18 protein-coding genes and 1 riboswitch are annotated in these 26706 nt (G+C 68.2%); of the genes, 5 read left to right on the forward strand and 13 right to left on the reverse strand.

The features are described 5' to 3' along the window. Positions 1-73: 73 nt before the first annotated feature. The 12 genes from EX88_RS0101915 to EX88_RS0101975 form a co-directional block, all read right to left on the reverse strand. A complete protein-coding gene (locus EX88_RS0101915) occupies positions 74-1660 on the reverse strand; it encodes a 2-isopropylmalate synthase (RefSeq protein WP_031370330.1) in 1587 nt (528 codons plus the stop codon). Continuing rightward, positions 1657-2829, reverse strand: a complete 1173-nt coding sequence (locus EX88_RS0101920) for a threonine dehydratase (protein WP_031370331.1) — start codon at positions 2827-2829, stop codon at positions 1657-1659. Before EX88_RS0101920 ends, EX88_RS0101915 begins: the two co-directional genes overlap by 4 nt. 4 nt (positions 2830-2833) lie before the next feature. After that, positions 2834-3622, reverse strand: coding sequence for an aminotransferase class IV (locus EX88_RS0101925; protein ID WP_051884317.1), 789 nt, complete (start codon positions 3620-3622; stop codon positions 2834-2836). 323 nt (positions 3623-3945) lie between these two features. Continuing rightward, positions 3946-4182, reverse strand: coding sequence for an ACT domain-containing protein (locus EX88_RS0101930; protein WP_031370333.1), 237 nt, complete (start codon positions 4180-4182; stop codon positions 3946-3948). Then, positions 4166-5935: an acetolactate synthase 2 catalytic subunit gene (ilvG, locus tag EX88_RS0101935; protein ID WP_036147827.1), complete on the reverse strand. Its 1770-nt coding sequence runs from the start codon at positions 5933-5935 to the stop codon at positions 4166-4168. Before ilvG ends, EX88_RS0101930 begins: the two co-directional genes overlap by 17 nt. Then, complete coding sequence (ilvC, locus tag EX88_RS0101940; RefSeq protein WP_051884318.1) at positions 5935-6963, reverse strand: ketol-acid reductoisomerase; 1029 nt, start codon at positions 6961-6963, stop codon at positions 5935-5937. Before ilvC ends, ilvG begins: the two co-directional genes overlap by 1 nt. 58 nt (positions 6964-7021) lie before the next feature. Then, positions 7022-8752 (reverse strand): dihydroxy-acid dehydratase, encoded by a 1731-nt coding sequence (locus EX88_RS0101945; protein ID WP_036147829.1) that lies wholly within the window; start codon positions 8750-8752, stop codon positions 7022-7024. A 576-nt stretch (positions 8753-9328) separates the two neighbouring features. Then, positions 9329-10624: a threonine synthase gene (gene thrC / locus EX88_RS0101955; RefSeq protein ID WP_031370337.1), complete on the reverse strand. Its 1296-nt coding sequence runs from the start codon at positions 10622-10624 to the stop codon at positions 9329-9331. A gap of 190 nt (positions 10625-10814) precedes the next feature. Next, positions 10815-11807: a homoserine kinase gene (locus tag EX88_RS0101960; protein ID WP_031370338.1), complete on the reverse strand. Its 993-nt coding sequence runs from the start codon at positions 11805-11807 to the stop codon at positions 10815-10817. Continuing rightward, positions 11804-14428 (reverse strand): bifunctional aspartate kinase/homoserine dehydrogenase I, encoded by a 2625-nt coding sequence (gene thrA / locus EX88_RS0101965; protein WP_081930549.1) that lies wholly within the window; start codon positions 14426-14428, stop codon positions 11804-11806. The genes EX88_RS0101960 and thrA overlap by 4 nt, the downstream gene beginning before the upstream one ends. Positions 14429-14790: 362 nt before the next feature. Then, positions 14791-15339: a YbhB/YbcL family Raf kinase inhibitor-like protein gene (locus tag EX88_RS0101970; RefSeq protein WP_031370340.1), complete on the reverse strand. Its 549-nt coding sequence runs from the start codon at positions 15337-15339 to the stop codon at positions 14791-14793. A gap of 142 nt (positions 15340-15481) precedes the next feature. Next, positions 15482-16150 carry a hypothetical protein gene (locus EX88_RS0101975; protein WP_051884319.1) on the reverse strand — a complete coding sequence of 223 codons (669 nt, stop codon included), beginning with the start codon at positions 16148-16150 and terminating at the stop codon, positions 15482-15484. 84 nt (positions 16151-16234) lie between these two features. Continuing rightward, positions 16235-16343: riboswitch (TPP riboswitch) on the forward strand. A 66-nt stretch (positions 16344-16409) separates the two neighbouring features. Between EX88_RS0101975 and thiC the strand changes: the two genes are divergently transcribed. Together thiC and EX88_RS0101990 are read left to right on the forward strand one after the other, a co-directional pair. Next, positions 16410-18302 (forward strand): phosphomethylpyrimidine synthase ThiC, encoded by a 1893-nt coding sequence (gene thiC / locus EX88_RS0101985; RefSeq protein ID WP_031370342.1) that lies wholly within the window; start codon positions 16410-16412, stop codon positions 18300-18302. Positions 18303-18713: 411 nt separating this feature from the next. Then, a complete protein-coding gene (locus tag EX88_RS0101990) occupies positions 18714-19400 on the forward strand; it encodes an ion channel (protein ID WP_031370343.1) in 687 nt (228 codons plus the stop codon). A gap of 96 nt (positions 19401-19496) precedes the next feature. On the opposite strand, the gene EX88_RS26405 is transcribed toward EX88_RS0101990, so the two are convergent. Continuing rightward, positions 19497-19667, reverse strand: a complete 171-nt coding sequence (locus EX88_RS26405) for a hypothetical protein (RefSeq protein WP_161786062.1) — start codon at positions 19665-19667, stop codon at positions 19497-19499. On the opposite strand from EX88_RS26405, the gene EX88_RS0101995 reads away from it, so the two are divergent. From EX88_RS0101995 to EX88_RS0102005, 3 genes are all read left to right on the forward strand, one after another. Then, complete coding sequence (locus EX88_RS0101995; RefSeq protein ID WP_051884320.1) at positions 19666-21978, forward strand: winged helix-turn-helix domain-containing protein; 2313 nt, start codon at positions 19666-19668, stop codon at positions 21976-21978. The two genes, EX88_RS26405 and EX88_RS0101995, sit on opposite strands and share 2 nt — an antisense overlap. 143 nt (positions 21979-22121) lie before the next feature. Next, complete coding sequence (locus EX88_RS0102000; RefSeq protein WP_031370345.1) at positions 22122-23042, forward strand: helix-turn-helix domain-containing protein; 921 nt, start codon at positions 22122-22124, stop codon at positions 23040-23042. A gap of 592 nt (positions 23043-23634) precedes the next feature. Next, a complete protein-coding gene (locus EX88_RS0102005; protein WP_031370346.1) occupies positions 23635-26562 on the forward strand; it encodes a TonB-dependent receptor plug domain-containing protein in 2928 nt (975 codons plus the stop codon). Positions 26563-26706 lie beyond the last annotated feature (144 nt).

The raw sequence follows: 26706 nt of genomic DNA on the forward strand, positions 1-26706 counted from the left end.
TGAAGTCTCTGGATCCCCGCCTTCGCGGGGATGACGACTTCGGGAAGACGCGACGGCCGGAGAGGGGCGAGATTCATGCCGTAGCCGTCAGCCGCTGCGGCGCCTGTTGCGTGCGGCGAATGCGATTGGCGACATCGAGCCAGGCCAGGGCGCTGGCCTCGATGATGTCGGTGCTGGTGCCCGAGCCGGTCATCTCGATGCCGTCGATGCGCGCGGTCACGCTGGCCTGGCCCTGGGCGTCGTCGCCGGTGGTTACGCTCGACACGTTGTAGCTGTCGATACGCAAGGCCACGCCGGTCGCGCGCGCGAGCGCGGCGAACAAGGCGTGCACCGGGCCGTCGCCGATCGCCGCCTCGCTGACCGCGGCGCCATCGGGGTCGAGCAACTGCACGCTCGCGGTCGGCAGGCTGCCGTCGGCGACGCCGGTGCTGACGTGGGCGCGCACCAGGCGATGGCCGCGGGCGGCCTTGGCGTCGGCGCCGAGCACCAGCGATTCCAGGTCGGCGTCGAACACCTCGCGCTTCTTCTCGGCCAGGGCCTTGAAGCCGGCGAACACCGCATTCAAGCGCGCCTCGTCCAGGGCGAAACCCAGGGTCTGCAGGCGGTCGCTCAAGGCGGCGCGGCCGCTGTGGCGGCCCATCACCATCTGCGACTGCGCCCAGCCCACGTCTTCCGGATGCATGATCTCGTAGGTGCCGCGGTGCTTCAGCATGCCGTGCTGGTGGATGCCGGATTCGTGGGCGAAGGCGTTCTGGCCGACGATGGCCTTGTTGCGCTGGACCACCATGCCGGTGATGCGCGACAGCAGGCGCGAGGTCGGCACCAGCCGGCGCGTGTCGATGCGGGTGCCGACGTTGTAATAGGCGTTGCGCACCCGCAGCGCCATCACCAGTTCTTCCAGGGCGCAGTTGCCGGCGCGCTCGCCGATGCCGTTGATGGTGCACTCGACCTGGCGCGCGCCGCCTTCGATCGCGGCCAGGCTGTTGGCCACGGCCAGTCCCAGGTCGTTATGGCAGTGGGCGCTGAACACGGCGCGGTCGGCATCGCGCACGTTCGCGCGCAGGTACTCGAACAGGCTGCGGATTTCGCTCGGCGTGGTGTAGCCGACGGTGTCGGGGATGTTCAGGGTACGCGCGCCGGCGGCGACGGCGGCGCTGCAGATCTGCGCCAGATAGTCGTGTTCGGTGCGCAGCGCGTCCTCGGCCGAGAATTCGACGTCGTCGACGTACTTGCGCGCCTGCTCGACCGCGGCGATCGCGCGTTCGATCACCTGCTCCTTGTCCAGGTTGAGCTTGTGCTGGCGGTGCAGCGGGCTGGTCGAGATGAACACGTGGATGCGCGGCCTGGCGGCGCCCTCCAGCGCGCGCGCGCAGGCTTCGATGTCGCCGGAATGGCAGCGCGCCAGGGTGGCGAGGGTGGAGCCGCGCACCTCGCGCACGATCGCGCGGGTGCCTTCGAGATCGGCTTCGGAGCTGGCCGGGAAGCCGGCTTCGATGACGTCGACGCCGAGTTCGGACAGGGCGTGGGCGAAACGGAGTTTTTGCGAGGCGGTCATGCTGCAACCGGGCGATTGCTCGCCGTCGCGCAGGCTGGTGTCGAAAATGGTGACGTGTTGAGGCGCGTCGGTAATCGCTACTACCGGTCCTGGCGAGTCGTTCATGCGGGGACTTCCTCTGTTACAGCTGAATGGCGGATGGAATACGGGGCGTCGGTGGCCGGGCGGGAGTCGGGGCCGCTCGGGCCCCGGCTAAGTCGCAGCGCGGGAGGAAGATTGGCCAGCGTATAAATGTCCGCCTCGATGGTTGCGGTCTCGCGACCGAGCGCTTCGCGAGTGCGGCGGCGCGGGCGCCGCGGCGCGCGCGGGCGCACTTCCGAGAGCAGGCGCGCCAGCACGCCGGCATCCAGGTTGCCGCCGGAGACGACCGCGCATTTGCGCTTGCCGACGATGCGGCGGCCCGCGGCCAGGGCCAGGGCGCCGGCGCCTTCGGCGATGATGTGTTCTTCCAGGGCCAGGCGGACCAGGGTCTCGCGCAGCTCGGCTTCGCGGACGATGACGATGTCGTCGAGCATGCTCTCGAGCACGCGTTCGGTCAGGCGGCCCGGGTCCTTGACCCGCACGCCGTCGGCCAGGGTCGCGACCGGTTCGATCAGGCGGCGGTCGCCCTTGAGCGCGCGCGCCATCGAGTCGACGCCTTCGACCTGGGCGCCGATCACGCGGATGCGCCGCGCCGCGGGGGTGCGCGCCAGCAGTTCGGACTTCAGCGCCAGGACCACGCCGGCGGCCAGGCCGCCGCCGCCGATCGGCACCATCACCACGTCGGGCGCGAACGCCGCCAGTTCCAGACCGACCGTGCCCTGGCCGGCGATCACGTCGGGGTCGTCGAAGGCCGACAGCAGGCGGTAATCGTGCTGGTCGGCCAGTTCGATCGCGAAGGCCTTGGCCTCGTCGTAGGTCTCGCCGTGCAGGCGCACGGTGGCGCCCCAGTGGGCGACGCCGGCGATCTTGGTCTGCGGCGCGCAGCGCGGCATCACCGTGATGACGTTGATGCCCAGGCGATAGGCCGCCCAGGCCAGGCCTTGCGCATGGTTGCCGGCGGAAGCGGCGATCACGGTGCGGTGATCGCCGCGTTCGCGCGCCGCCAACAACGCGTTGAGCGCGCCGCGCACCTTGTAGGAGCCGGTGCGCTGCAGGTTCTCCAGCTTCAGCCAGCAACCGAAACGTTCGGCGTGGTGCAGCGGGGTGGGTTCCAGATAACGCCGCAGCCGCGCCTGCGCCGCCAACAGATCGGCGGCGCTGACTTGGGCCAGGCTGGCTACGTCGCAGTCCACGGCGTCAGACCGGGGTCAGCCACGAGGCGTAGCGCGATTCCTCGCCCCGCACCACGCGTGCATACAGGGCGGCGAGCTCGCGCGTGACCGGGTTGTCGCCGAACTCGCGGCGGTCGAGCACGGCGATCGCGGTCGCTTCGGCGGCGGTGCCGCAGACGAAGACTTCGTCGGCGTCGAGCAGTTCGTGCAAGGTCACTTCGCGCGACTGCGCGCCCGACAGCTCGATCATGGTGTCGCGGGTGATGCCGGGCAGGGCGTCGCGATGGTCGACCGAGGTGATCGCGCCGTTCTTGACCATGAACACGTTGGCGCCGGTGCACTCGACGACATAGCCCTTGTCGTCGGTGAACAGTGCTTCGTCGAAGCCGCGTTGCTTGGCTTCGCGCTTGGCCAGGATCGAATTGACGTAGGCGCCGCTGAGTTTCAGCGCCGGCAGCGAGGTGGCCGGGTTGCGCTTCCACGGCGACACCGTCAGGCGGGTGCGCGCGCCGCCCAGGTGCACGACCTTGGCCAGAGTCGCGATCATCAAATGCTGGGTCAGCGGATCGACGTCCAGGCCGATGGTGCCGGTGCCCATCCAGGTCAACGGACGGATGTAGGCATCGCGATGGCCGTTGGCGCGCAGGGTCGCCAAGGTCGCCTCGCTCGCGCGTTCGACATCGAAGTCGATGCCGAACATCTGCGCGCCCTTGCGCATGCGCTCCATGTGCTCGGGCAGGCGGAACACCGCCGCGCCGCCGTCGGCGGTGGCGTAGCTGCGGATGCCCTCGAACACCGCGGTGCCGTAATGCATGGCGTGAGTGGTCAGCGGCGCTTCCGGAGTGTCGCCGGAGATGAAGTTACCGTCGAACCAAATGAGCGGTTGCTGCGAAGAAGTCGGGACTTCACTGCGAGCGCGGGACTCAGAGTTTTCAGCAGAGGTCGGCGCTTCGACTTCAGCACGGGGGACTTCGCTCCGAGCATGGGACTCAGAGCCACGAGCTGCGCTCGAACCATCGACTTCCGCGCTCGGGGCTTCGCTGCGAGCCGGCGCATAAGCCCGCTCGCGCATCGTCGAGGCGGCCTGTGCGGGCGATTGCGCCTCGGCTTGCGCCGGACGCTCCAGGATTTCGGCATTCAGGTGCATGGGGAAACCTCGACAGCAAGACAGTCGTAAAGCTTGGCGAGCTGGCTCTGCAGGGCGGAGTCGGCGCGGTCGCCCTCCACCGTCATGCGCAGATGCCAGCGATCGCCGTCGGGTTGCGCCTCGCCGTCCACAGACAGGGGACGGAAGCCGCGACGTTCGGCGGCGCCCAATACGCGAGCCAGCGCACCTTCGGCCTGGCGCAGGGTCAGTTCAAGCTGGTATCGCATGGGCGTCCTCCTTCTCGGCGGTGGTGGGGGGCGTCAGGCTGACGATCGCGTCGGCGTCGTTGGCCTCGGGGTCGAGCATCTGGGCGTTGTTGTGGTTCGGCGGCACCAGCGGCCAGACGTTGGCGGCCTGGTCGATGGCGACGTGCAGCAGCACCGGGCCCGGGGTGTCGAGCATGTAGGCCAGCGCCTCCTCGACCGAGTCGGCGCGGTCGACGTACATGGCCTTGATGCCGAACGCGGTGGCCAGGGCGCAGAAGTCCGGGTTGTCGGACAGGTCGATCTCGGAATAACGGCGTTCGAAGAACAGTTCCTGCCACTGCCGCACCATGCCCAGGGCCTGGTTGTCGAGCAGGACGATCTTCACCGGCAGGCGGTAACGCGCGGCGGTGGCCAGCTCCTGCACGTTCATCAGGAACGAGCCGTCGCCGCTGACGCAGATGACCTGCGGCTCCGGCTCGCCGTCGCGGCGCAGCGCCAGTTGCGCACCGATCGCCGCGGGCAGGCCGAAGCCCATCGCGCCGAGGGCGCCACTGGTCAGGTGCTTGCGCGGGTCGTCGAAGCGCCAATGCTGGGCGACCCACATCTGGTGCTGGCCGACGTCGCAGCTGACCACCGCTTCCGGTGCCAGCTCCGACAGACGCTTGAGCAGCGACGGCGCGTACACGCTTTCGCCGGGTGCGTCGTAGCGCGGCGTGCAGTCGCGCTTGCGTTGCAGGCAGGTGTCGCGCCAACTGCGGCGTGCGTTGCCGTTGCGGCCGCGCAGTTGCGCGGTGCACGGCGGGGTCAGCGCATCCAGCGCGCGGCGCAGGTCGCCGTTGACCGCGGCATCGGCGTGACGCAGCTTGCCGATTTCGCAGGCGTCCAGATCCATGTGGACCACGCGTGCGTTGGGTGCGAACTCGGCCAGCTTGCCGGTGGCGCGGTCGTCGAAGCGCGCACCGACCACGATCAGCAGATCGCATTCCTGCACCGACATATTGGCGGCGCGGTTGCCGTGCATGCCCAGCATGCCCAGGTTCAAGGGATGCGCGGCCGGCAGGGCGCCCAGGCCCTTCAGGGTCAGCACCGCCGGGATCTGGCAGCCGTCGACGAAGGCGCGGAAGGATTCGACCGCATCGCCCAGAGCGATGCCGCCGCCGCCGTAGATCAGCGGCTTCTGCGCATGTGCGATCAGCGCCGCGGCTTCGTGATACGCCGCGTCCGGCGCGCTAGGCACCGGATCGGTCGGCAGCGGCACGTGCGCGGCCAGATGGGTGGCGTCGGCGTTCTGCACGTCCTTGGGCAGATCGATCAACACCGGGCCCGGACGGCCCGAACGCGCCAGCCGGAAGGCTTCGGCGACCATGCCCGGCAGATCATCCACCCGGCGCACGATGAAGCTGTGCTTGACGATCGGCATGGTCATGCCGAACACGTCCAGTTCCTGGAACGCGTCGGTGCCCATCAGCGAGGTCGCGACCTGACCGGTGATGGCGACCATCGGCACCGAGTCCAGCATCGCGTCGGCGATGCCGGTGACCAGGTTCGACGCGCCCGGACCGGACGTGGCTACGCATACACCGACTCGCCCGCTGGCACGGGCATAGCCGTTGGCCGCGAAAGCCGCGCCTTGCTCGTGACGGACCAGCACATGCTTGAGGTCCGACCCGTGCAGGGCATCGTAGAAAGGCATGATCGTGCCGCCCGGATAACCGAACAGCGTGTCCACGCCTTCTGCGGCCAGTGCTTGCACCAGCCAGCGGGCACCGTTCATCAGGCGGCCTCTTCCTGTCGTTCGCCGCGGGGCGCGGCGGGTGCGGCGGTCTGCGCTTTGGGCGCGGTGTCCAGCCACTTCATGTTGGCGCGCAGCTTCTTGCCGACGGCTTCGATCGGATGATCGAGGTCGCCCTGCTTGAGCTTCTTGTAGTTGGCGTTGCCCGAGGCGTATTCGGCGATCCACTGGCGGGCGAAGGTGCCGTCCTGGATTTCCGCCAGCACCTTGCGCATCTGCGCCTTGGTGTTGTCGTCGACCACGTAGGTGCCGCGGGTCAGAGCGCCGTACTGGGCGGTTTCGCTGATGAACTCGTGCATGCGGGTCACGCCGCCTTCGTAGAACAGGTCGACGATCAGCTTCAGTTCGTGCAGGCACTCGTAGTAGGCCACTTCCGGCTGATAACCGGCCTCGACCAGGGTTTCCCAACCGGCCTGGACCAGCTTGGTCGCGCCGCCGCACAGCACCGCCTGTTCGCCGAACAGATCGGTCTCGGTCTCTTCCTTGAAGGTGGTCTTGATCGCGTTCTGGCGCGCGCCGCCGATGCCGCCGCAATAGGTCAGGGCGAACTCTTCGGCGCGACCGCTGGTGTCCTGGTGCACGGCGTAGACGCTCGGCACGCCGCGGCCGATTTCGTATTCGCGGCGGACCAGCGCGCCGGGGCCCTTCGGCGCGACCAGCACCACGTCGAGGTCGGCGCGCGGGGCGATCTGGCCGTAGTGCACGTTGAAGCCGTGCGCGAACAGCAGGCAGGCGCCCTGGGCGATGTTGGGTTCGATCACGTCGCGGTAGAGCTGCGCCTGGACCATGTCCGGGGTCAGTACGGCGACCAGCTCGGCGCCGGCGACGGCTTCGGCCGGCGACTTGACGGTGAAGCCGTCGGCCTTGGCCTTGATCTCGGTCGGGCCGCCCGGGCGCAGGCCTACGGTGACGTCGAAGCCGGAGTCGCGCAGGTTCAGCGCATGGGCGCGGCCCTGGCTGCCGTAGCCGACGATGGCGATCTTGGGGCGGGAGGCGGTGCTGGTGGTCATGACGGATCTCGGTAGGAAGGAGTGAGTGCGGAGGAGTGAGGAGTGAGCGGAGGTGCGGTCACGCGGGTTCTGGAAACGGGGTGTCGATCAATGCCGCGTCGATCTTTTTCGGGGTCGGCGATTGCAGTGGGCCGGGCGCGGTAACCGCGCCCTGCGAGGCCGAGCCGACCAGGCGCGCGTACTTGGCCAACACACCGGTGGTCACGCGCGGTTCGATACGCGCGGGCTCGCGCGCGGCGAGGTCGGCGGCGACGTCGAGACGACGCGTCTTGACGTCGATGCTGACCACGTCGCCTTCGCGCAGACGCGCGATCGGGCCGCCGTGCGCGGCTTCCGGCGAGATATGGCCGACCATGAAGCCGTGGGTGGCGCCGCTGAAACGGCCGTCGGTGATCAACGCGACGTCGTTGCTCAGGCCCTGGCCGACCAGCGCGGCGGTGACCGCCAGCATTTCGCGCATGCCGGGGCCGCCGGCGGGACCCTCGAAGCGGATCACCACGATGTCGCCGGCGTTGATCCGGCGCGCCTGCACCGCAGCGAACGCGGCTTCTTCGGAATCGAACACGCGCGCCGGGCCGGCGAAGTGTTCGCGGCCGTGACCGGCCAGCTTGAGGATGCAGCCTTCGGGCGCCAGGTTGCCGTACAGGATCGAATAGCCGCCGCGCGGCTTCAGCGGGTCGGCGATCGGGCGCACCACGTCCTGGGTGTCGGCCATCCGGGCCTCGGCCAGTTCCTGGAAAAAGGAACGGCCGGTGACCGTCGGAATATCCTCGATCAAACCGGCCGCTTTCAATTCGCGAGCCACCAGTGCCGCACCGCCGAATTCGAACATCTCCGCGGCGGTGTAGCGGCCGCCCGGTTTCAGGTCGGCGATGACCGGCGTATGCGCGGCGGCTTCGAACTCTTCCAGGTCGAAGGCGACGCCGGCTTCGTGGGCGATCGCCAACAGATGCAGGGCCGCATTGGTGGAACCGGCGGTGGCCGAGACCGCGCGCGCTGCGTTGCGCAACGCATGGGGAGAGAGAAGCGCTCGCGGTCTCGGCCCGCCATTGCGCAACTGTTGCATGACCATTTCGCCGCAGGCGCGCGCGGCCTCGGGCTTGTCGGCGTGGATCGCCGGGATGTCGTTGAGGCCCAGCGGCGACAGGCCCAGGAAGGTCAGCACCATCGCCATGGTGTTGGCGGTGAACTGGCCGCCGCAGGCACCGGCGCCGGGGCAGGCATGCGATTCGATGCGATGCAGCTCGGCGTCGTCGATGCGCCCGGCCGAATGCGCGCCGACCGCCTCGAACACGTCCTGCACGGTCAGCGGCTTGTCGTCCTGGCCGGCCTTCGACGGGCAATGGCCCGGCATGATCGTGCCGCCGTAGAGGATCACGGTCGGGATATCCAGACGCGCTGCGGCCATCGCCGCGGCCGGGATGGTCTTGTCGCAACCGACCAGCAGCACCATCGCGTCCAGGCAATGGCCGGACACCGCCAGCTCGATCGAGTCGGCGATGGTTTCGCGCGAGGCCAGCGAGGCGCGCATGCCGTCGGTGCCCATCGCGATGCCGTCGGTGACGGCGATGGTGTTGAACTCGATCGGCGTGCCGCCGCCGTCGTGCACGCCGCGGCGCACGTGCTGGGCCAGGTCGCGCAGGGTGATGTTGCACGGCGAAACGTCGGACCAGGTGTGGACGACGGCGACCAGCGGTCTGGCGATGGCCGCGTCGTCGAGGCCGGTCGCACGCAACATCGCGCGTGCGGGGGCTCGGGCCGGGCCTTGCTTGATGGCGTTGCTTCTCACGAACAGGTGTTCCTAAGTCGTTGGCGACAGGAACCCAGGGCCTTAAAACGAAAAACCCCGCGCCTTTCGGGCGCGGGGTCTAGGTTCTTTCGACCTGGGTTGTGTGGTTTTGCTACACGAACCCGACTCCCGCGCTGGTAAGCGAGGTAATAAGTACGAGGACGAGAATAATCGTGGCGATGGCCGGACCGTGTCGGAGCGCAACGCGCGCGGCGTCGTTCGAGGCCTGCTGGGCCTGGACCGAAGTCGTCTGCGAGTGGTTGTTGCGCTGCGTCATGTCAGCGAGAAGAACATGCCCGTTCTGGGCTTGTCAATAGTTTCTGGAAAAACCATCCGGACGCGTGCGAGCGGTCACAGCCCGCCTGGTCCGGCGAATGTGTCTTGCCGACCATTGCCGGTCCTTCTACTCCAAAGAGGGCGATCGCTGGCTGCCCCACTTTGGAGAGGGGGGATTTGCTTTGGCTTCGATCTCAGCGGTGGAAGCAAATCCCCTCGCGTCGGCGCGTTCAGACTTCATGTTCACGCGCCAGGCGTGGCCCCGTCTTCAAAGGGGTACATAGACCGCGGGCGATCCCTTTAGGCGCCATCCGCCAACAAGCGCTCCCGCAGCGCCGCATAGTCGGCCGCCAATGGCTCCGCGCTCGCCGGCCGGGCCAGCGATTCGGCCAGCGCCGGCGGCGGTTCCACGGCATGACCGATCAAGGGCTCGACGATGCTGTCGAACTTGGCCGGGTGCGCCGTCGCGACCACCGCCCAGGGGCGTTCGTCGCCTTGCGCGCGCAGGGTCTCGAGCAAGTGCAGGCCAGTCGCGGTGTGCGGGCAGGGCACGATGCCGTGGCGCTGCGGCGCGTTGCGGATGGTCTCGGTGATGGTGGCGTCGTCGACGCCGACCGCGCGCACCGCGGCACGCAGTTCGGCATCGTCGCGGTGCCAATGGCGCAGGCGCTCGAAGTTGCTCGGCGCGCCGACGTCCATCGCGTTGGCGAGGGTCGCCCGGGTCGGCTGAGGAAGATAGTCGGCGCCGGCGAAATAGCGCGGCAAGGTGTCGTTGGCGTTGGTCGCCAGCACGATCTCGCCGATCGGCAGTCCCATGCGCTTGGCCACGAAGGCGGCGCAGGCGTTGCCGAGGTTGCCGGTGGGGACGATGAAGTTGAGCGGCTCGCCGCGTTCGGCGTAATGGCGTGCGGCGGCATGCGCGTAATACGCCGCCTGCGGCAGCAGCCGCCCGAGGCTGATGCTGTTGGCCGAACTTAGCGGCCGTTGCGCGCGCAGGGCTTCGTCCGACAGCGCTTGCTTGGCCAGGCGCTGGCAGGCATCGAAATCGCCGTCGACGCGCAGCGCGCGGACGTTGTCGCCCCAGCAGCCCAGGCCGTGCGCCTGGCGCGGCGAAACGCGGCCATCGGGATAGAGGATCACCACCTCGAAACCGGGGCGGCGATGGAAGGCGGCCGCGACCGCGGCGCCGGTGTCGCCCGAGGTCGCGACCAGAATCGTGGTCGGCGGCGCATCGGCCTCGCGCAGGCCGGCGAGCGCTTCGGCGAGAAAACGCGCGGCGTAGTCCTTGAACGCGGCGGTCGGGCCATGGAACAACTCGAGCAACCAGTCGTCGGGCCGCGACAGCGGGCGTAGCGGCGCATCGAAGGAGAATGCGCGCTCGCAGATCTCGGCAAGTCGTTCGCGCAGGCGCGAGTGCTCGAAATACGGTGCCAGGACTGTCTGCGCCGTGTCGGTGAGGCGTTCGGCTTTAAGCGGCTGCGACAAAGGCGGGATGCGTTCGGGCACGTAGAGCCCGCCGTCGGGCGCGAGACCGGCGACGAGTGCCTGGTCGATCGCGGTCGGCGGGGTGTTGCCGCGGGTGCTGAGGAAGTTCATGCGATGTCCGGAAGTGATGGTGTTGCGCTTGCAGGGAGAGCAGTCCCCCTCGGTCCCCCTTTATCAAAGGGGGAAGACAAGCACGTCGAATAGGTGGAGGCGGGAAGTAGGTGAAAGCCGGAAGCCGGAAGCTCTTGCCGTTGCTGTCCCCTCCCTTTTTGAAAGGGGCAGGGGGGGCTCTGCTTTTCCGCTACCCGATCACCTCCGCGCGCGGTCCCGCCACCGGCGTGACGTAAGCGCGCGAATCGAAGCCGGCATCGGCGAAGGCTTGCTGCATCGCCGGTGCCGCCGCAGCGGCTTCGGCGCGCGAAGCGAACCAGGCGAAGCAACTCGGGCCGGCGCCGGAAATGCTCGCGCCGAGCGCGCCGTGATCGAGCGCCGCCGCCTTGACCGCGGCGAAGCCGGGGATCAACGGTGCACGGCGCGGTTCGACCAGCAGGTCGACCAAGCCTTCGCGCAGCAGGCCGGCGTCGCCGCGCTGCAAGCCGGTCAGGAACAGGGCCAGGTGCGCGCTCTGCTTCACCACCAAGGGCAGCGCATACGGATCGGCGAGCACGGCGCGGGCGCGCCGCGTTTCCAGCACCTGGTCGGGATGCACGACGACTGCGTACAGCCAGTCGGGCACCGACAGCGGAATCATCCGCGTCGAGGTCGCCATGACCACACCGCCCAGCAACATCGGCGCGACGTTGTCGCCGTGGCGGCTGCCGCTCGACACCGATTCGCCGTCGAGGGCGAATTCGTACAGCGCATCGCGCGACAGCGGTTGCGCGAGCACCGCATTGGCCGCGACCAACGCGGCGACGCAGGACGCCGCCGAGCCGCCGAGCCCGGAGCCGAGCGGTATGCCTTTGTCGAGTTCGAGTTCGAAGCCGTGCTCGAGACCGAGTTTTTCGCGCAGCGCGATCAAGGCCTGGCCGGCGGTGTTGCGCGCGGCTTCCAGCGGCAGCGAGTCGGCGCCGGGCACGTCGCCGCGGATCGCGCGGATGCGTACTTCGGGCGCCTCGATGCGCCGCACCGTGGCGACATCGCGCGGTCCTTCGATCGAATGGCCGAGCAGGTCGAAGCCCACGCCGATGTTGCCGACGCTGGCCGGCGCGAACGCGCTGGCCTGGCGCCGCTGCGCGGCTGCGTCGGCGGCCGACGGAGCGGAAGAGGAGGCGGAAGAAAAAGCGGCGCTCATGCACGGGCTCCAAGGGTTTGCGCGATCGTCAGCAGGTCGCCGAATACGCCGGCGGCGGTGACGTCCGGGCCCGCGCCGGGGCCTTGCACCACCAGCGGATTATCGGCGTAACGGCGCGTGCGGAACTGGATCAGATTGTCGGTGAGCGCGCCGTGCAAGGCGGCATGGCCCGGCGGCGGCGAGACCACGCCGACGCTGGCGCGGCCTTCGCGATCGAGACGGGCGAGGTAGCGCAGGCTGAGGCCGGCGGTGCGCGCGGCGTCGAAGCGCTGCTGCAGCGGCGCATCGAGTTCGTGCAGGCGCTCGAAGAATTCTTCCTTCGATACGCTGCGCAGCGCTTCCGGCACCAGGCTCTCGACCTCGATCTGGTCGAGCGACAAGGCGCGGCCGGCTTCGCGGGCGAGGATCACCAGCTTGCGGGCGACGTCGGTGCCGGACAGGTCGTCGCGCGGATCGGGTTCGGTATAGCCCAGCGCATGCGCTTCGCGCACGAGTTCGGAGAACGCGGTCTGGCCGTCGTAGCGGTTGAACAACCAGGCCAGCGTGCCCGAGAGGATGCCTTCGACTTCGGTCAGTTCGTCGCCGGTGTCGAGCAGCGAGCGCAGGGTCTGGATCACCGGCAGGCCGGCGCCGACCGTGGCTTCGTAGCGGAACTGGCCGCCGCTGCGCTCGGCCTCGCGGATCGCCTCGTAGCGCGCCAGCGGGCCGGAACCGGCGTGCTTGCTCGGCGTGACGATATGAATGCCGGCGGCGATCCATTGCGGATAGAACGCGGCGACCGCGTCGCTGCCGCTGCAATCGACGATCAAGGCATGCGGGATGTGCTCGGCGCGTACGTGCGCGGCGAAGCGTTCCAGGTCCAGGGTTTCCACGCCATCGGCGGCCAGCGCCTCGTGCGCATCCTCGAAGGCCATCGCGCGCGGCGCCAAGTGCATGCGGCGGCTGTCGGCGATCGCGCGCAGGCGCAGGTCGACCTTGTTGTGGCGGCTGTCGCGCTGGAAACGCGATTGCGCTTCGTGCAGTTGCGCGAGCAGGGCGCGGCCGACCTTGCCGGGGCCGATCAACCCGATCGACAGGCAATGCGGCGACAGCCAGAACGCCGAGTGCGCGGCGCGCAGGGCGCGGGTGGCGTCGCGCGCGGCGATGGCGACCGAGATGTTGCGCTCGCCGGCGCCCTGGGCGATCGCGCGCAGGTTGATGCGCGCCTTGGCCAGGCCGTCGAACAACTGCGCGGCGACGCCGGGCGTGCCGACCATGCCGTCGCCGACCGCGGCGAGCACGCAGATGTCCGGGGTGACGGTGACTTCCTGGGCCTGGCCGTCGGCCATGGCATCGGCGAAGGCGGCGACGATGGCGTCGCGGCCGCGTGCGGCCTGGTTGGCGCGCACCACGCAACAGATCGAATGCTCGGACGAGCCCTGCGAAATCATCGTCACCGACACGCCGGCGCTGCGCAGCGCGCCGAACAGGCGTTCGGCGGTGCCGGGCACGCCGACCATGCCGTTGCCGATCAGTTCCAGCACCGCCAAGTCGTGGACCAGGCTCAAGCCCTTGACCGGCGCCGCATCGGGTTCCGACACCAGGCTGATCAAGGTGCCGGGCGCCTGCGGATTGCGGGTGTTGCGGATGCGCAGCGGGATGCCGCGTTGCTGCACCGGCGCCAGCGTTTGCGGATGCAGGACCTTGGCGCCGAAATAAGCGAGTTCGCAGGCCTCGGCATACGACATCGTCGGCAGGCACACCGCATCGGGCACCAGGCGCGGGTCGGCCGACAGCACGCCGTCGACGTCGGTCCAGATCGTCAGCGCATCGGCGTCGAACAGGTTGGCGAAGATCGCCGCGGAATAATCGCTGCCGTTGCGGCCGAGCGTGGTGTCGTGGCCCTGGGTGTCGCGGGCGACGAAACCGGTAACGACGACGTCGTTGTCGGCATGGTGTTTGCGCCAGTCGGCGAGGCGCGCGCGGCTCAGCGCCCAATCCACGCCGACGCCCATCTCGCCCGGATGCACCACCAGCACCTCGCGCGCGTCGAGCCGCGTCCAGCCCGCGCCATCGCTGCCGAGTGCGGCATGCATGAGGTAGGAAGACAGAACTTCGCCGAGGCCGGGCAGGGCATCGGCGTAGGCGCCGTCGGAGGCGGTCGCGAGCGCTTCGAGCGCCGCGCGCAGGCCATCGAAGTCGGTCTCGATCGCCGCGTGTGCACCGTGACGGTGTTGGCCGTCGAGTGCGTCGGCGGTGTCGAGATGACGCTGGCGCAGCTCGGACCAGGCCGGTACCCAGTTCTGGCCGGCGCGGGCGTCGGCGACCAGGGCGACCAGCGCATCGGTGACGCCCTGCATCGCCGAGACCACCACCACCCGTTGCGCTGCGCCGTCGTCGAGCAGGCCGGCGGCGACGCGGTAACGGCCGGCGTCGGCCAGGCTGCTGCCGCCGAATTTGTGAGCATGGCGTGCGGGCGCGCGTACCGGGGCATAGGCCGATTCCTGCGCCGGTGACGCGGCGAAGGCTTGCGCGGGTTTGGACGGTTCGGCGTCGGACCCAGCCGCTTCGGGCGGGTCGTCGGGGCCTTGTTGAGCGAGGCCTGGCTGAGCGAGGGCGGGCTGAGGTTGAGCGGACGACATGGAAAACTCCTGATGGAGCTCCGTGTCCCGGTTCGGGTGAGGCTGGCAGCCCGCACCCTGGTCGGGTGCGGAGCGGCGTGGTCGATTAGCTGGACACGCCCGTCCGCACCTTGTGAGAGGTGGTACCGGTACCGGTGGTGGTAATCGACATCGGCACAATCGCCGATACCCCGCCTTGCGGCTGGGTCGAGACGTTGTGGGCGATGGCGAAGGCGGGGTGCATGGGGCTAGCAATAACCCGTCGTTGTGCGGCGCGTCAAGTGGGGGGCGGCAGGAATGTGGCGAACGGCGGAATCGGCCGCCGCCCGGGCCCCTGTCCCCAGCCGGACGCGGACCCGGGAGGGGGACGCGCCGGCGCGGACTCAGCGGCCGTAGTTCGCGGTGATCCGGGCCTGGCCGATGACGTGATCGCGCAGCATGAAGGCGGCCAGGGCGCCGCCGGCGTTGGCGTCGACCTTGAGTTTGTCGACCTTGAGCGCCCACACCGTGAATTCGTAGCGATGCGTGGTGCCCGCCGGCGGGCAGGGCCCGGCATAACCGGGCTTGCCGAAATCGTTGCGGGTCTGCACGGCGCCCGGCGGGAAGGCCTTCGCAACCGCGCTCGCGCCGCTGTCGAGAAACGTGGCCTTGGCCGGGATGTTGACCACCACCCAATGCCACCAGCCCTTGCCGCCCGCGGCGTCGGGATCGTGCACGGTGACCGCGAAACTGCGGGTGCCGGCCGGTGGGTTGTGCCAGGCCAGCGCCGGCGACTGATTGGCGCCCTTGCAGCCGAAACCGTTGAACACGTAGCGCGCGTCGATCGTGTCGCCGTCGCGGATGTCGGGGCTTTCGACGACGAAGTCGGCGGCCGATGCCAGCGGCGAAGCGAGCAGCAAGGCGATGGACAGAACATGGCGCAACAGGTTCATGGCGTGGCATCCGTGTGGGCGATGGACCGAGGCGAAGGCATCGGCGGGTCATGGGCGCGCAAGCAGCACGATCATGAAAGGAGCGGCTGTGCATTATCGCCAGCCGGCGTGGCCTGGCGAGTGTCGGCGCGTCAGGCGTGGCTCAGCTGCCCCACGGCGGCGGAGGCGCCGGCACCGGTTGGGTCAGGTCGAATTCGACCCGGAACAATCGCCCCGGGCGGGCGAGTTCGTAGACGAAGCGGCGCTCGTCGATCTCGATCGCCCAGACATTGGGAATCGAGACCGCGCGGCCGAGCTTGCCGAACAAGGCCTTGCTTTCGTCGTCGGCGGGAAACTCGTAGCGGCCGGCGCGCGGCGACTCGCGCCAGTCGCCGCCGTATAGCGTCATGGCGTCGCCGCTGCCGTCGGCGTGGCGATGATCGTGCTTGAGATTGAAGCGCACGCCATCGTCGCGCAGCACCCAGGTGCGCGAGCGGTCGTCGCCGACATGGAACGGCACCCGGATTTCGTTCGCGCCGCATTCGCGCACGTGCATGACCAGCGGCTTGCCGGCGAACGGGTCGTCGGCGCTCTTGGGGGTGTCGACGACGACGCGCCCGGCGAAGGCCTGGCCGCACAGCGGGCGCAGGCGGTCGAGCAGGTCGGAGCGATGGCTCGCCGCGGTGGCGGCTGGCGCGGCGACGCCGGGGGCGGGGCCGGGCTTCGCCGCCGGGCCGGCACAGGCGGACAGGGCGATGGCCAACGGGGCCACGACCAGCGCGGCGAGGGTGGGCAGAACGTGGGCGCGTCGGCGCGGCAGGGTCGGTTTCATCGCCGAACCCTAGCCGGCCCGGTCATCGCGGGCAATCGCCGCCGTCGCCGGATTGGCGCCGTCGCCGGTTTCCATGTCTAATGCGCGTTGAAGCGGGGGTACCGCCGATGGCCTGAACGGCCCGGTGGTTGAGACAGACCCTTCGAACCTGATGCGGTTTAGACCGCCGTAGGGAAGCTTCGCCGGAGGCGCCTTCAGCGCGTCCGCGCGCCGCCCGCTTCGTCCCGGCTCGAATGAGCGAACTACAGGACGAATTCCGATGAATGCGGTGCCCTCCGAACTGATCCAGCAAGCCGAGAAGCTGTCGGCCGACGTTACCCGCCCGATCCCCGGCTCGCACAAGATCCACGTGCAAGGCTCGCGTCCGGACCTGCAAGTACCGATGCGCGAGATCGCGCTGGCACGCACCCCGACCATCTTCGGCGGCGAAGACAACGCGCCGCTGGCGGTCTACGACACCTCGGGCATCTACACCGACACCGGCGCGGTCATCGACCTGGCCGCCGGCCTGGCGCCGCTGCGCGCCGGCTGGATCGCCGAACGCGGCGACACCGAAGCGCTGACCGGCCTGTCTTCGGAGTTCGGCCGCAAGCGCGAGCACGATCCCAAGCTCGCCCATGTGCGTTTCGGCAACCGGCCGCTGCCGCGTCGCGCGAAAAACTTCGGAACGGCCGGCGCCGCCAACGTCACCCAGATGCATTACGCGCGCCGCGGCATCGTCACGCCGGAAATGGAATACATCGCGATCCGCGAGAACCAGCGCCTGGAAGCGATCCGCGAAGGCCATCTGCTGACCCAGCACCCGGGCCAGAGTTTCGGTGCGAACATCCAGAAGATCATCACCCCGGAATTCGTCCGCGACGAAGTCGCGCGCGGCCGCGCCATCATCCCGAACAACATCAACCACCCGGAAAGCGAGCCGATGATCATCGGCCGCAACTTCCTGACCAAGGTCAACGCGAACATCGGCAACAGCGCGGTGTCCTCGGGCATCGCCGAAGAAGTCGAGAAGCTGGTGTGGTCGATCCGCTGGGGCGCCGACACGGTCATGGACCTGTCCACCGGCAAGCACATCCACGAAACCCGCGAGTGGATCATCCGCAACTCGCCGGTGCCGATCGGCACGGTGCCGATCTACCAGGCGCTGGAAAAGGTCGACGGCCGCGCCGAAGAACTCAACTGGGAGATCTTCCGCGACACCCTGATCGAACAGGCCGAGCAGGGCGTGGATTACTTCACCATCCATGCCGGCGTGCTGCTGCGCTACGTGCCGCTGACCGCCAAGCGGGTGACCGGCATCGTCTCGCGCGGCGGCTCGATCCTGGCCAAGTGGTGCCTGGCGCACCACAAGGAGAATTTCCTCTACACCCACTTCGAGGAAATCTGCGAAATCATGAAGGCCTACGACGTGGCCTTCTCGCTCGGCGACGGCCTGCGTCCGGGCTCGATCGCCGACGCTAACGACGCGGCCCAGTTCGGCGAGCTGGAAACCCTGGGCGAGCTGACCAAGATCGCCTGGAAGCACGACGTCCAGACCATGATCGAAGGCCCCGGCCACGTGCCGATGCAGCTGATCAAGGAGAACATGGACAAGCAGCTCGAGGTCTGCGGCGAAGCGCCGTTCTACACCCTCGGGCCGCTGACCACCGACATCGCCCCGGGCTACGACCACATCACCTCGGCGATCGGCGCGGCGATGATCGGTTGGTTCGGCACCGCGATGCTCTGCTACGTCACCCCGAAGGAGCACCTGGGCCTGCCCAACAAGCACGACGTGCGCGAAGGCCTGATGGCCTACAAGATCGCCGCGCACGCGGCCGACCTGGCCAAGGGCCACCCGGGCGCGCAGGCGCGCGACAACGCGATGAGCAAGGCGCGTTTCGAGTTCCGTTGGGAAGACCAGTTCAACCTCGGCCTCGATCCGGAGCGCGCCCGCGAGTACCACGACGAGACCCTGCCGAAGGACGCGCACAAGGTCGCGCACTTCTGCTCGATGTGCGGCCCGCACTTCTGTTCGATGAAGATCACCCAGGACGTGCGCGACTACGCCAAGGAACACGGCGTCGAAGAAGTCGCCGCGCTCGACGAGGGCATGGCCGAAAAGGCCGCCGAGTTCCGCGCCCAGGGCGCGGAAGTCTATCGCCGCGCCTGATCGTCGCAGGCCGTCGAGAAAATCCGGCGCGACGCGGCTGCGTCGTGCCGGATTTCCAACATCGCGCCGCTTCTCCTGTAGGAGCGGCATAAGCCGCGACCAACCGAAGCGTCGTACGAAAGCGTCGCAGCCGAAGTTCCGATGCGCGGATGCCCGATCTTTTGCCGTTGGGTAGGAGCGGCGCAAGCCGCGACTAACCAAAGCGTCGTACGAAAGCGTAGTAGCCGAAGTCCCGAACTCCCGAAGCCCCACGGCTCTGATCGAATGCGATCCGGATGCCTGCCGCTTCGGAGGCTTGCGTGGTATTCGGCCTCCTCGGCTGATCGCGGCTTGCGCCGCTCCTACTCTTGAAGCGGTTGCGAGGCTCACCCCTCTGTGCGCCGTCCGCCAAGTCCTGCACACTCTCGCCGCATGAGCGACCGTAGCTACACTTCCCTCAAATGGCGCGTCCACGCGCGACGCCATCCCTCGGCCTTCCTGCTCGCGGCGCAACTGCTGAGCATGCTCGCCTATCCCCTGTTCGAGCCGTCCGGCGGCGGGCGGGTGGTGTTCGGCGCCTTCGGCGTGCTGGTGCTGGCGCTGGCGGTGTGGGTGGTCAACCGCAGCCCGGCGATCAAGTGGATCGCCTGGATCATCGCGGTGCCGGCGTTCGTGCTGTCGGTATTGTCGGTGCTGTTCGCCAGCCCGGACCTGCTGATCGCCTCGTCGGCGCTGGAGGCGGCGCTGTACTTCTACGCCGCCGGCGCCCTGATCGCCTACATGATGAGCGACCATCGGGTGACCGCCGACGAACTGTTCGCGGCCGGGGCGACCTTCACCCTGTTGGCCTGGGGCTTCGCCTACGCCTTCCTGGTCTGCCAGGCCTGGTACCCGGGCAGTTTCACCGGTGCCGAGCGCCCGGGCGAGCCGCGTACCTGGCTCGAACTGTTGTTCCTGAGCTTCACCAATCTGTCGGCGGTCGGCCTCGGCGATATCTTGCCGATGAGTCCGGCGGCGCGGGTGCTGACCATGTTCGAGCAGTTCGCCGGGGTGGGGTATATCGCCGCGGTGGTGTCGCGCCTGATCGGCCTGACCATCCTGCGCAACGAGCGGCAGTGAGGCTGTAACACCCCCGGGTTACAGGACAATGCGCGGGCCCGGAGCCCTTTTGGAACGATACGTTCCGGGGTTTTGGCCGGTTTGGGGCCGCCTGCGTCACTCGAACAGGTCCGGCTCAGCTTCGCGGACGCTAGAATAGGCGGTTCCAACGCGCTTTTCCGATTGCGCCATCGCGCCATGCCGGATATGTCGGTTTGTCGTTTCGCCGCCCATGCGTTCAGGCACATGACCGGCGGCGGGCGAGTGCGCATCATCAGCAGGATTCATGCCGCGAATTCACGAGCCATCGTTACCGACTCCGCCCGCCGAGCAGCTGCGGGTGGGGGAGTGCCTGGTCGACATCCCCTTGCGCGAGATCCGCGCACCGGGCGCCCGTCGGCCTCGCCGCATCACGCCCAAATCGATGGGCGTGCTGCTGGTGCTCGTCGAACACGCCGACCGCGTGGTCAGCCGCGATGCGCTGCTGACCGAGGTCTGGCCCGACACCTTGCCTACCGACGACGTCGTCACTCAGGCCATCACCCAACTGCGCAAGGCCTTCGACGAAGACCGCGGCAATCCGCGCTACATCGAGACCATCGCCAAGAACGGCTACCGCCTGCTGGCTGAGGTCGAATGGCTGCCGCAGGAGAGCGCGGCCTCCACCCACCACGAGCCGGCCGACGACGTTGAAATATCGACCGCGCCGGCGGCGCTGATCGACGAGCGTGTCGAACCGGTGCCCTTGCCGAACCACCCGCGTCCGCGCGGCACCTGGCGTTCGATCGTCGGCGTGATCGCGCTGGTGATCGGCCTGGTCGGCGGCCTGGTGTGGTGGTCGCTCGCGCGCCAGCCGCAAACGCAGGCGGCCGTGCCGGCGGTCGACCCGGCGCGCGCGACCAATACCCCGCGCCCGTATCGCCTGATCACTTCCATGCCCGGCTTCGAGCTCGCCCCGACCTTGTCGCCGGATGCGGCGATGGTGGCCTACGTGGCGATACCCGAAGGCCAGCGCGGCACCGCCATCCTGGTGCAGACCACCGACCAGACCCCGCCGCGCCAGCTCACCCAACCCAATGGCCAGGCCGAGGACAGCGCCCCGGCGTGGTCGCCGGACGGTCGTTCGATCGCCTTCCTGCGCCTGGAACCCGGGGTGTCGTGCCGGGTGCTGGTGATCGCCGCCAACGGCGGCGCCGAGCGCGAAGTCGGCACGTGCGACTCGCGCAACCCGCCGACCTTCGACTGGACCGGCGACGGCCGTGGCCTAATCTTCGGCAGCATGTGGACCCCGCAGGGCATCGTCGGCATGCGCGTGCTCGACCTCGCCAGCGGCGAGTGGCGCGCGGTGCCGTATCAGCCCGGCGCCGGCAACCTCGACCTGTCGCCGCGGTTTTCGCCGGACGGGCGTTGGCTGGTGTTCGTTCGCAACAGCCCGCAGGGCGATTTCTGGCGCCTGCCGGCCGAAGGCGGCAAGGCCGAACGGCTCAGCCACCTCAGCGCCGACGTGCGCGGCTGGGACTGGCTGCCGGACAGCCGCAACATTCTGTTCGGGCGGATGATCGACGGCGACACCCGCATGTTCCGTCTCGACCTGGACACCGGTCAGGCCCGCGACCTCGGCATCGAGTCGGCGCAGGCGCCGGCGGTGGCGGCGGCGCGGCCGGCCGCGGCCTTCGTCCAGCGCAAACCTTATTTCGGCCTGTTCCGGGTGGTGCTCGGCGACACCTCGCAAGGCGCGGTGCATGTGGTCGACCCGCTGTTCCCGTCCTCGGCCCGCGACATCCTGCCCACCATCGCCCCCGACGCGCACCAGATCGTGTTCGTCTCCGACCGCTCCGGCAGCACTCATTTGTGGTGGGCCGACATGGACCAGCCCGATTCGTTGCGCATGCTGCAGGGCGTGCAACCCGGCACGCGCTATGCGCCGTCGTGGTCCAACGACAGCGCGCGGGTGACCGTGGTCGGGCCGGACGCCGAAGGCCGCAACGTGGTCCACGAGATCGTCCCGGCCAGCGGCCGCGTGACCCGCCTGCCGGTGCCCCTGCCGGACCCGATCCAGGCCGTGCAACTGCCCGACCCGCATCGCCTGCTGGTCCTGGCCGGCACCGGCGACGGCCGCCTGAGCCTGAATCTGTTCGACCGCCGGCTGACACCCTGGCGCCTGTTGAGCCAGTTGGCCGACGTCTCCGAGGTTCGCGTCGACGGCGCCCGCAACCGTCTGCTGTTCACCCGCCAGACCGAGGCCGGGCTGTGGCAGTCGGATCTGGGCCTGACGCCGGCCAGCGTCCGTCGCATCGGCGACGGCGAACCGGTCGCCGACCGCTACCGGCTTTGGGACGTGGCGACCGAGACCGGCGAGCTGCGCTATCTCGACCAGCAGCCGACCTGCCTGTCCCTACTGCGCCGGATCGCCTCGCCGGAGTTGCCGCCGTCGGTCCTGTGCCTGGACCAGAGCCGGCGCTCGGCGATCAACGGATTCAGCCTGAGTCCGCGCGGCGACGCGGTTTATCTGGCCCTGGCCAAGTGGGACGGCGCTGATATCGGTTACATGGACCTGCCCGAAGAGCCGAAGACCTTCGTGCCCGGCTGGCTCAACTGATTGATTCTGCAAACAAATGTGCTTTCGGAAAAGCTTCGGTTGTGACGTCGTTCCGAATTCGCCTAACTCTCCGTCAAATTTCTGAAGTCGCGCGCCGGACTTAGGCAAAACAACACCTCATTCTCGGCACATGAGGTGGACCAATGGAGCAAGCATTGTGGGCGGATCGCGGACAGCTGTTGCAGCTGGACGCTCAGGATCCCGCCATTCAGGCCAGTTGCGTCGGCGTCTCCCGTCTCGGCAGCGCCCAGCTGTCGGGCACGCATTTTTCGATCTGGGTCCAGCTGCGCGGCAGCTCCTGGGTCGAAGCCAAGGAAGGTAAGTTCCGCCTCAAGCGCGGCGACTGGATCGCGTTCGAACGCGACTCCAAGCCGGTCCTGCAGGCCGACCGCTACGGCGTCTGCGTCGGCCTTAACCTGACCGCCGACGCGATCAAGGCCATGACCCGGCTCGCCGAGTGCAGCCTCTATGCCGGCCGCGGCCGCATGAGCCGCCACGACGCCCGCATCGCCCTGCGCCTGTGGCGCCAGGCCCATGCCCGCAACGGCGAGGCCGACGGTGGCCTGGACATCAACGCCCTGCGTCCGATCCTGCTGCACCTGGCAGGCGTCCAGCGCGAGCTGACCGCTCGCATCCAGCGCTGCCCGGGCCGCTCGCGCAGCCGCAAGCGCCAGGTGTTCGGCCGTCTGCAGCGCGCCCGCCTGTACCTGGAAGGCAACTGCGACCGCGTGGTGCGGATCAGCGAACTGGCCGAACTGACGAGCTTCTCGAGCTGGTACTTCTCCAAGACCTTCCACAGTCTTTATGAGGAGAGCCCGCAGGCGGCGTCGGCGCGCATGCGTCTGGAGCACGCGGCCGATCTGCTCAAGAACACCTCGATGATGATCGGCGAAGTCGCCGCCGCCAGCGGCTTCGACAATTGCTGCAGCTTCGCCCGCGCCTTCCGCGCCCGCTTCGGCACCTCGGCGACGCGTTACCGCAGCGCCGCGGCCAGCGCCAAGCTGGAATCGGCCCAATCGGCATCGGCGAAGCCGGCGGCCGCACCGCTGCGCAAGGCCGCATAAGTCGAGTCGAGTACTGCGACAGGCATCGATCGCGATACACGGGTCGGCGCACGCGTCGTACGCAACACCTGCAATAGGCAAACAGGACGACCGCTGAAGTTTCGAATGCGCGCCGCGCGCGCATCGAAACTTCGGCGACGATCGTGGCCCCGGCCACGAGCGCAGGGCCAGCCCGGCACGATCGCCGCACGCGATCTCCCAGCACGCAGCGCCATTGCGATTTCTTTCTCCAGCAACCTGCGCTGAATCGTTGCGCAGCCATGCGCGGTGCGATGCCGCGATCGCCGCCGTTTCGATTTATCGGTCGTTCATGCCGAGCGCATCGACAGCATCGGCAAACTTTCTCGTCTTCGCGCGCAAACCTGCGCATCGCCTGAGTGCGTCGTCGCATCGACTCGCTGTCGAGGTTCGATCGCGACGCGCGCATAGCGTTTTCATCGGCGCTTGATTGCATCGTTGCGTTGTGACCACGACCGCGACGACTCAATCGGCAAAGTCTCCCGGCCTCAAGGGCAAAGCAGCATCGGCTTGCGGGTCGTACTTTTGCAAAGCGTTTTAACACGCCCATAACGAGATTACTGGAGAGAGATAGATGAACCATCGCAGTCTGCGCCCCGCGGCGCGGTACGGCTTGCTGCCGTCCGCCATCGCCACGGCGTTAGTGACGGCCCTGATTCCGGCGATCGCCGGCGCACAGGAAGCCGACGCCTCCAATCAGGCCACCACCACCCTCGACCGCATCGAAGTCACCGGTTCGCGCATCCGTCAGGCGAATCTGGAAACCTCGCAGCCGGTCGTCACGATGACGCGCGCCGACATCCAGAAGCAGGGCTTCACGAGCGTCGCGGACATCGTCCAGAACATCACCGCCACCGGTTCGCCGGCGATCTCGCGCGCCGACGCGCTGGCGTCGGGCGAAGACGTGGGCGGCCAGTACGTCGACCTGCGCAACCTCGGCCCGCAGCGCACGCTGGTGCTGATCGACGGTAAGCGCATGGGCATCAGCTCCAGCGGTTACTCCGACCTGGCGTCGATCCCGAGCTCGATCGTCGAGCGCATCGAAGTCCTCACCGACGGCGCTTCGGCCCTGTACGGTTCGGACGCGATCGCAGGCGTGGTCAACATCATCACCCGCAAGCGTTTCGACGGTCTCGAAGCCAGCGCCTACCTCGGCCAGTACGGCCAGGGCGACGGCAACAAGGAAGTCTATAACTTCGTCGTCGGCCAGACCGGCGAGCGCGGTTCGGTGACCCTGGGCGCCGAGTACAGCAAGGAAGATCCGGTCATGGCCCGCGATCGCGCCTTCACTCGCTACCCGAACGGTCGTGGCCATCCGTTCCCCGATCAGGGCGGCGCCAACGGTGGCGTGCGCACCAACGGTTGGAGCGCCATCAACCAGTGGGGCACCCTGTTCGACAACGCCGATAACGCGCTGACTGCGAACCGTGGCACCACCGATACCTCCAAGCTCGCGAACTTCCACGCGACGAACCCGCTGACCGACTACACCAACGCCAACGAAGAGATGTATCTCTCGACCGGCCTGGAGCGTCGTTCGGTGTTCGCCAACGCCGAGTTCGACATCACCGACAACCTGCGCGCCAAGGCCGACGTCCTGTACACGGACCGCGAAGCCACCCAGCAGATCGCCGGTTATCCGTTCCGCTCCACCGGCTTCAGCGATCGCTATGAAGGCGACCTGAGCCTGAAGGCCGGCAGCGCGTTCAACCCGCTGGGTTACGACGCCGACTTCTACCGCCGTGGCTGGGAAGTGCCGCGCCAGACCAAGTCCGAGCTGACCACCTACCGCTTCAGCGGCGGCCTCGAAGGTTCGTTCGAACTGGCCGGCAAGCCGTGGGATTGGGACGCTGGTTACATGTACAACCAGAACAAGGGCGTCAAGACCGGCACCGGCAATCTGTACCTGCCGCACGCCGAGAAGGCCCTGGGCCCGTCGTTCATCGACGCGAGCGGCGTGGCCCGTTGCGGCACCGCGGCCAACCCGATCGCCGGCTGCCTGGCCTGGAACCCGCTGCTGGGTCCGGACGTCAACGCACCGGGTTCGTTGAACAACAAGGATCTGCAGAAGTACCTGTACCTGCCGACCCACGACACCTCGACCACCAAGACCGAGGTCTACAGCCTCAACCTCAGCGGCGTGCTCGCCACGCTGCCGGCGGGCGACCTCGGCCTGGCGGCCGGTTACGAGCACCGCAAGGAATCGGCGCACTACTCGCCGGACGCCCTGCTGCAGTCGGGCCTGAGCACCGACCTGGCCGGTAGCGAAACCCAGGGCGGCTACTCGCTCGACGAGTTCTACGTCGAACTCGCCGTGCCGGTGCTGGCCGACGTGGCCTTCGCGAAGGAACTGTCGTTCAGCCTCGCCGGCCGTTACTCGGACTACAACACCTTCGGCGACACCACCAACGGCAAGTTCAGCCTGAAGTGGAAGCCGATCGACGACCTGCTGGTGCGCGGCACCTACGCGACGGGCTTCCGCGCCCCGACCGTGGCCGATCTGTACGGCGGCGTCAGCGAGAGCTTCGACAACTACACCGACCCGTGCGACACCTCGTTCGGCTCGGCCGTGCGTAACCCGCAGGTCGCTGCGCGTTGCGCAGGCGTGGTCCCGGCGAACTTCCGCCAGGTCGCTTCCGGCGGCCGTCCGGCCACCGGCCCGAACGCTCAGTCCGACAGCGCTTTCCTGTCCGGTTCGAACCCGAACCTGATGCCGGAAACCTCGAAGTCGACCAGCATCGGTTTCGTCTACAGCCCGAGCTACGTCAGCGGCCTCGACGTCAGCCTGGACTGGTGGAAGATCAAGATCGACGACGTCATCGCGGCTGAAACCGTCACCTCGATCCTCAACAACTGCTACGTGCTCGGTATCGATTCGGCCTGCGGCCGCTTCGTGCGCGACACCGACGGCCAGGTCGTGGGCGTGACCCGCAACCTGATCAACGGCGGTTACCAGGAAACGGCCGGTTACGACCTCGGCATCGCCTACCGTCTGACCGACACCCGCTTCGGCAACTTCTCGTTCACCTGGAAGACGACCTACGTCGACTACCTGGAATACAAGCGCGACGGCGAGTCCACCACGCCGGTCGAGCAGCGTACGAGCTGGGTCGCCGATGGCCTGAGCAACTTCCGCGTGCGTTCGAACTTGAACGCCGACTGGAGCCGCGGCGACTTCGGCGCAAGCTGGGGCGTGCGTTACTACTCCGGCCTGAAGGAAGAGTGCGCGTATGACCTGAACGGCGGCGCGGAATGCGACAAGCCGAACTACCAGTCGGGTTACAAGGGCATCCAGCCGATCCGCGAAGTGGGCGCCAACACGTTCCACGACGTGCAGGTTCGCTACAACACCCCGTGGAACGCCACGGTGGCGGTGGGCGCGAACAACGTGTTCGACCACGTCGGCCAGACCATGTACAGCCAGCCGAACAGCAGCTTCGCCTACAACGGCAGCTTCGACATCGGTCGCTTCGTGTACATGAAGTACACCCAGCGCTTCTGATAAGCGTCAGGTAGTACCGCAATACGACTACGGCCCCGAAAGGGGCCGTAGTTTTTTGTGGTGGCGGCCGGCGAGGTTGTGGGCGTTGGTTCTGGCCGATTAGCCAGGGAAACAAAAAGCCGCCCGAAGGCGGCTTTTTGTTGT

This window comes from Lysobacter antibioticus (genome assembly GCF_000731095.1).
Lineage (GTDB): Bacteria > Pseudomonadota > Gammaproteobacteria > Xanthomonadales > Xanthomonadaceae > Lysobacter > Lysobacter antibioticus_B.